General features: G+C 39.0%; 6 protein-coding genes and 2 pseudogenes. 5 read left to right on the top strand and 3 right to left on the bottom strand.

Going from position 1 to position 7164, the window contains the following annotated elements:
• Nucleotides 1–375 precede the first annotated feature (375 nt).
• The 3 genes and pseudogenes from AC1DUA_RS15900 to AC1DUA_RS15890 all read left to right on the top strand — a co-directional run.
• A pseudogene (locus AC1DUA_RS15900) lies at nt 376–651 on the top strand (transposase); the annotation flags it as partial.
• 219 nt (nt 652–870) lie between these two features.
• Entirely contained in the window at nt 871–1380 is a 510-nt protein-coding gene (locus AC1DUA_RS15895) for a YhcN/YlaJ family sporulation lipoprotein (RefSeq protein WP_477500699.1), read from the top strand.
• Nucleotides 1381–2017: 637 nt separating this feature from the next.
• On the top strand, nt 2018–2209 hold the full coding sequence (locus AC1DUA_RS15890; RefSeq protein WP_477500698.1) for a hypothetical protein: 192 nt from the start codon (nt 2018–2020) through the stop codon (nt 2207–2209).
• A 333-nt stretch (nt 2210–2542) separates the two neighbouring features.
• Here AC1DUA_RS15890 and AC1DUA_RS15885 read toward each other — a convergent pair whose 3' ends face one another.
• Genes AC1DUA_RS15885 through AC1DUA_RS15875 form a run of 3 tightly spaced genes read right to left on the bottom strand, consistent with a single transcriptional unit; the run spans nt 2543 to nt 4809 of the window.
• The gene (locus AC1DUA_RS15885) at nt 2543–3817 is read right to left on the bottom strand and encodes a tyrosine-type recombinase/integrase (RefSeq protein WP_477500697.1); all 1275 of its coding nucleotides are present in this window, start codon (nt 3815–3817) and stop codon (nt 2543–2545) included.
• A 6-nt stretch (nt 3818–3823) separates the two neighbouring features.
• The gene (locus AC1DUA_RS15880; RefSeq protein ID WP_477500696.1) at nt 3824–4216 is read right to left on the bottom strand and encodes a hypothetical protein; all 393 of its coding nucleotides are present in this window, start codon (nt 4214–4216) and stop codon (nt 3824–3826) included.
• Between the two features lie 2 nt (nt 4217–4218).
• A complete protein-coding gene (locus tag AC1DUA_RS15875; protein WP_477500695.1) occupies nt 4219–4809 on the bottom strand; it encodes an ImmA/IrrE family metallo-endopeptidase in 591 nt (196 codons plus the stop codon).
• 230 nt (nt 4810–5039) lie between these two features.
• Here AC1DUA_RS15875 and AC1DUA_RS15870 point away from each other — a divergent pair, with 230 nt between their 5' ends.
• Together AC1DUA_RS15870 and hsdR are read left to right on the top strand one after the other, a co-directional pair.
• On the top strand, nt 5040–6125 hold the full coding sequence (locus AC1DUA_RS15870) for a stalk domain-containing protein (protein ID WP_477500694.1): 1086 nt from the start codon (nt 5040–5042) through the stop codon (nt 6123–6125).
• Between the two features lie 170 nt (nt 6126–6295).
• Nucleotides 6296–7164 (top strand): annotated as a pseudogene (gene hsdR, locus AC1DUA_RS15865) (type I restriction-modification system endonuclease); the annotation flags it as partial.

Below are 7164 nucleotides of genomic sequence, written 5' to 3'. Positions count from 1 at the left end.
ACGCTTAGGTGGAGCTACTTTTAATTTATGTCAGTTTGAAACTTTGTGAATTTTTGCACGAACATCTGCTAAGTTGATAATGTGTAAGGTTTGATGCAACGCTAGTGCTTGACTGCTACCTGAATTTAGGGACTGCTTTTTTAATATGATTACAACAGTCCCTACATAGATCCTCGCTGATCAATCTTCATTTTCTGTGGTGCCTCGCTAGGGGCGTGAATGGAGGGACGGAGGACGTTAGCTCAATAATAAATATGAAGACCGCCTCTTGAATTGGCGGTCACTGAAAAAGTAAAATTGAACAATGGTGTAGTTAACTCACAAAAATGTGAGGAGACTGCACCTTTTTTCTTGTATACTTTTAGTATCATTGGTCTTCGAGAAGGTTGCTACAAGGAAGAATCCAAAACGAAGAGCTGCTCCGTTAGCATAAAGTCTGACGAACGTTCAGAGCAAATGATCTTTCAAGAAAGTGAAGGTTTCAAAGTTCAGTCCAAGGAACGCTACAAAATTGAGGCTAAAAACAGTGAACTGAAGCACAGGCACGGGTACGATGTAGCCACATCCTCGGGTTTATTAGGTATGGAACTACAAGGAGCAATGGCGATTTTCGCTGTGAATCTAAAAAGAATTCTGCAACTGAACGACTAAAAGACATGACCTAGCAGAACATTACAGAAGGAAAAAGACGGCATTTACTCCGAAATGTGAGAGTAAACACCGTCTTTTTCTGTAGAGCATTGTGTCTATCTTAAAAATTATGCTGTTTTGGAACAAAAGTAAATCTTCGTCTGCTTCTTCAATGAAACATGCCATGAATGGTTCAAACTGGTTAGCAGCATAATAAGAGCATCAAGATGGAGGTGCTACATGATGCTTACCAAACAACGTAAAATCCAAGGAGCTGCCCTGCTTATTTTATCTAGCATGGTTATTGCGACAGGGTGCACGCACAATGCCAAGAATCAGGTCCGGCAGCAAAGTATTCCGCAAGGAACAGCGGCCCCGATTCAGCAGAATCAGAATCAACCGCACGCAGCAGGCGATAACCACATTCTTATTGCGAAGCAAGCCGCTGATAAAATTACGCAGGTGCCGGGTGTCAAGTCTGCGAATGTCCTTCTCACTAATCGAAATGCTTACGTAGCAGCTGTGGTGAATACCCCAAAAACCGAACTGACCAAGGATTTGGAGAATCAAATTGCCCAGCAAGTCAGAGCTACAGATGCAAATATCCAAAATGTGTACGTTTCTTCTAATCCTGAATTTGTCGATCAYGTGAATAGGTATGTAGCGGATATAGGTCAAGGAAGACCAGTCTCCGGTTTTGTCGAGCAGTTCGGCGAGATGGTACGGCGTATTTTCCCAAGCGCCAGATAATAACAAAGCGGAAAGAATCCCTTCGGAGACGAGTTGGGATTCTTTTGCTAGGAGATGCATGTGCCTTTTCAGATCTTGGATGGCGGTCAAGAAAATCCCCTCATAACGACAAGAAAATCCCAACAATCATTCAAAAGGTATCACTCAGCGACAAGAATATCTCCACAAAGCGAAAGAACTTGTAAAATATCTTAGTTATTATTTATAACACGAAGGCATATTTGATCCCATATCTCGCCACTCACCGCCGCGATACATATACCTCTCCATAATATCCTTTTTTACAAAATTCACCTACATGCCCTCAACTGGTTCGGGGACTTCATCCAAACTTCCTAGTAGTCCTTGATCTTGTAATAAGCGTAGCCATAAACTTCTGCCAAACAATTTTATGAAATGGGAGCTATTGATAAAATTCTTCTTGGTCATCACTTTTCCATATCTGTCTTGGATGTACTGAGTGACATTGGTCGTTGTTTCAAATCTCTGATTTTCTGGAATTTGGTTAGTGGGCGTCGGAGAAACGGTTGTTTCATTTCTTATTTAATGAAGAAATAAATAAGCCATTTTGCTTCGAGATATCAAACGAAAGATTTTACGTATTCTTTGGAACTATTCCCACAAACATCGGGGATATATGCCATCTTTCAATGAACTGAGTACAAAAACTGGGAAATATGAAAAAGAGATTAAATTTGTTCTTGTTAAGCTTGCGGAACAAAACTTTATTATTTGGGATAGATGGAATACAGATACCATTAAAATTATTCGAGGTTGGGAAGACGAGCCGTTAAATATACCAAATCAGAGCTTTATCGGCCAAGGTTAAATAAATATATGCAAATTCCATTTGTGGTTTATAGGGTCCTAATATGAGGTTATTTATTCTATATAATTAAATTTGGTCACCAATTGGTCACCAAGTGTCATAAATACTCTCTGTACTATATGAATTTTTCACCCTGTTATACACAAAGAAACCCTTATTTCATAAGGGTTTTTGAAAACTGTACTATAAATTAATACGACGGCCCTTTTACAGGCCGTCTCATGGGAGAAGTGAAATATCGCTTTTCTTCTATCCTGTTATAGTGGAATGAATGTTGATTTGGTGCGGTTTATTTGAAGTGGCATGAGGTTAATTTGAATGAACTTAAGTTAATTATGACCTAGTTGGTACCTCAACAGTACCTTTTGGTACCTCGTCGGTACCTAGATCTTGTCCTTTGTTTATCTTGTTTTTTCTACTGTCAAAGAGGAAATCAAGCTTATTAGCGGCTGCATGATCAGCAGCGCGTAAAACGTGTCCGTAGACATTCATCGTCGTTCCAATATTGGAATGTCCTAGTCTTTCTGAAATAACCTTAGCATGAACGCCTTGGTTGATCAAGAGCGTTGCTGAGGTATGCCTAAGGTCATGAAAGCGAATATATTTAACAGCACCCTTTAATTTCGCGTGGAAATAGTGCCACTGCTTTGTTGGCCAGTTCTGCGAATAGGCATTACCAAATGTTGAGCAGAAAACAAATGAGCGGTCCTTGCCCTGCCATCTATCGATAACATCCTCTTTAGAAGCCTTTTTGTAATCATAAAACTCGTTGAATTCAGAGATAACGGATGCGGGCAGGGCCACTTTACGGAATGAACTATTATTCTTGGGTACTTTGATAAGAGGAGCTCCATCTTTGAAACGGGGGAGAGACTGCTTTACTTCGACTGTGCCGGCTTCAAGATTTACATGGTGCCATTCTAACGCAAGAAGCTCACCGCGGCGTAAACCGGTCGTAAGAGCGAGTGTGGCGATCATTCGAAAGTCAGGACGTTCGTTTTGAAGTGCTTCAAAAATAAAAATCGTTTCCTTTTCGTCGTATGCCTCACATTCTACTTTTACCTCTTTGGGTTTTGCGACACCAACCATTGGGGTTGATTTAATTACTTTCCAGTCCATTGCCCGCATGAAGACGCTTCGTAAAACGCGATAGATATATACTTTGGATGAAGAGGAGAGGGATTTACCACTGCCGTCTAATCGCGCTCCTGGCTGATCTAATGACTCAATGAAATTCATAACATGGAATGTTTGTATCTGATCCACACGCATATGACCGAAGTGAGGGATTAGTCGATTGTTCATGATGCTAACATAGTTCTCTTGGGATGTTTGCTCCAGTTGCTTCATGACAAATTTACTTTCCCACTCTTTTGCAAATTGATCGAATTTCATTTTGTCAGGAGAAATGTATTCCCCGACTTCGACCTCAATTTTAAATTTGGAAAGCTCGCTGTCTAAAAAACGCTTTAACTCCAGCTTCTTCATCCGATCGGCATCTTCTACGCTGACAGTCTTACGCTTATACAGCCGTTTTCCGTTAACGTCATAACCAAGATCGACCTGGAGCCTCCAGGAGTTTTTACCGCTCTTCTGAATGCTTGCCACAACAAATTACCTCCATTCATAAAAAGGCTTTACGTCCATCTGCATGATTTCTTCAATATCCCCCATTTGAATGATGAATTGTTCAATGTCACTGTACTCAAAATGTAAGCCCTCTTGATATTTCAACTTCTCTAAACGACGAACAACACTATGTATGTTTATCCCGAACTGATTTGGACGCTCAGGATGTGTCATAAGGTCTTCTAAAAGAATAGAGACGCTCATTATGTCTTCCGAGTAATCATCGGCTGTTTTAGGACGAAATGGAGCTTCTAATGGAATGAAAAGTTGGTTCTTATGCCACTCTATTTTCCCTCGAGCAAAAGAGATATTTAATTTATCCGGTACTGGGTGAAAATTCTCTGGATGCTCTGAATAATAAACCGATAACCTTGCCACTTTTATGCTCCTTCAAGTTGTTTTGGACCAAGCTCTGCCATTACACGTCGAACATGGTCATCATCAATTGTAATTTTTGTGTTCCGGCGACGAATCAATTCTTCTTCATAAAGTCCAGTTTGCATACGCATTTGAATTTGAACTAAGCGATTCTGAACAAACCTCTCGGATAGACAAAATTCTTCAGCCATTACTTTTACAAGGAGGGAAGGAGAAACATTCTTAAACTCCTCTAGTAAGTAAGAAGGCATAGCTGCATAATGTTGAAAATGTTTTGCCTGGATCTCCTGCAGCTCAATAAACGATTTAGGCATGATCTCTTGCCGGCCGACATGATGCAGCGGATGGCAAAGCTCATGGAAAAATACTTCTCGTCTTTGTTGTTTATCAAGATAGCCGTTTAGGAAGATGAAGGAGTACTCATCCTCTTTCCATTCAGCGAAAGAGGGCCCGGCATAGATGCGAATTTCGACATCAAAGATGGATGCAATGAGGTCCAGGTCCATATCTGACGCATACTCAATTCCAATGCTACGATACTCTTTTTCAAGCCATTTCTCGAGTTCAGTAGGTTTATAAAATGATAAGTCCATATGCTACCTCCTATAGGTAGATGGTATCATATTTCGTCATAAATAGGAATATACGTTCGTATTTTTGTCGAAAATAACAGAATAAGGTAGAATGTGCCGGATTATCTATATAAATTTATTTTTTTAAAATAGTTAATAGAAACATCATAAAGTAATTGATTAGAAAAAAGGAGAATGATCGATATTCATGGAATGTAAATATTAGACAAATGAGTAGGGGATGAGTGAAGATGACAGCAAATTCAGGCGAGATTGTAATTAGAATTAATAAAAAAGTAATTCTGATTGGGGTCATGATGACACTTTTTGCTGGGGCAGCAAGTGCATCAAGTATTAATGGAGAATACAAAGGAAATCCAATTGTTAAAATCAAGTCGCATGGCAAAGACATAACCATTAGTTCAGAAGAAGTGCCGGCGTTTATCTATGATAATACTACTTTAGTGCCTATCTCGGTCCTGAGAAATCTTGGGGCAAACGTTACATGGGATGCAAGCACATATAGTGTTGATATCAGCACAACTGACTCAATTATAAAGCAGCTTTTTGATGAAAAAATAGTAACTAGCGGCGAGAAACGATTTTTTACATACAATAATCCATATCTTATGTTGAAAAGCGATATAGATTTTTTAACAGGAGATAATTCAAAAGTCTTAGATAAGCTGTTGCGCGTTACGAGCACTACAGATGCAGAATCGGTAAAAGTCACTTTTATGAATAACCCACGAAAAGCAGAATCGGTAATACTTTTTGATACGAGCGATGCACGATTGTATTCAAATGGTGAAATTACATTAGAACAAATGGTTGATAAGATAAATGTTCAAGTTAATTATTTTCCCGTCAATAACATTAAAGCGTCCATTTCAAAAACCACAAACGAGACAAGTGCGCCAGTGCCAAGTCCAACGCCTTTGCCAGCTGCACCAACACCGAGTCCACCCCTAGCTGCTAAACCAACACCAAGTCCAACACCTCCGCCTGTTGCAGTAAACATAGAATACCCGAAGCTTTACTCTAATGATGGAAAAGTGTATTTAGGTAAGTTAACCACTAATGAATATGATTCAGAATCGATTTATAATGAATTTGGCACTTATGGTAGTGAATTCTCTCAAACAAGTATTTGGAATGATTTGGGCACATATGGTAGTACGGTGTCTACAAAGAGCGCATTTAATGATCTTGCATCCACACCACCGATCGTTGTGTTGAATGGGAAAGTTATAGGTTATCTTRCTACAAATACATTGAAAACAAATGGTATAACGCCACTTAGTCTCAAACAGTGGTTAATCGAAAATGGTTATTAATAACGTTCATTAAATTTCAAAATAGTAGTAGTTAAAGTAGCCTATTTCATAGGCTATTTTTTTTAGGTCTTTGGGATTAGTGGATTTTATAAAAAGAATGATTTAAACAGGAAGTTACAAACAAATGTCGAATTCATAGTACTAGTGAATTTTGTATTTGGAGGGGCCAAATGGGAGCTAGTAACTTTGAATTCTTAAATTGGAGATGGCCGATACTTGCAAATCTTGGAGAAGTGGCCGAGAGTAACCTACATCATGATTCCAACACAACATTGTTTAAACTACGTATATTTGGAGAAACGATATCTAAAATAATTATAGCTAATGAGAATCTAAATGAACCTTTAGATAATAGACAAGAGAGTCGTGAGCTTCTTCTAAAAAGAGAGGATATCATTCCAGATGATATTCTTAATATATTGCGAAAACTCCGCCGCATAGGAAATAAGGCCGCACACGATGGGTACGAGTCAATTCAAGAGGCTCAGACTAATCTCCACTTAGCTTTTAATCTTGGCGTATGGTTGATGCAAGTTTATGGCGATTGGTCTTTTCAACCTGAAGCATATGTACAACCAACTCATCAGCAAAAAGTTGATCAAGATGTATTGGCTAAATTACTTGAAGAGAAAGACAAAGAGCAATTAGCTGAGATTAACAAACTTACTGCAGAATTAGATGAATTAAGACTAATAAAGCAAACGAGCGAAGATTTGCAAGCAAGAAGAAAACAAGGGCAACAAGCTTTAAATCATTTAATTGATGAAAAGCAAACCAGGCTCCAAATAATTGATCGTCAATTAGAAGCAGCTGGTTGGGAAGTTAACTCTGAGGCCCTAACTTATTCTAAGGGAGCTAGGCCAGAGTTAGGGAGAAATTTAGCAATTGCTGAATGGCCGACGAGTGGAAAAGGATCGGCAGATTATGCATTATTTGTTGGACTTAAGTTTGTCGGAATTATTGAAGCTAAACGTAAAAATAGAGATGTCATTTCAGATTTACGACAAGCGAAGATAGATGCGAGCAAGATTTCGATTTC

The organism is Paenibacillus sp. 01T422 (assembly GCF_056398785.1).
Note: the sequence above shows the minus strand (reverse complement) of the source record. Positions and strands in the feature narration are given on the sequence as shown.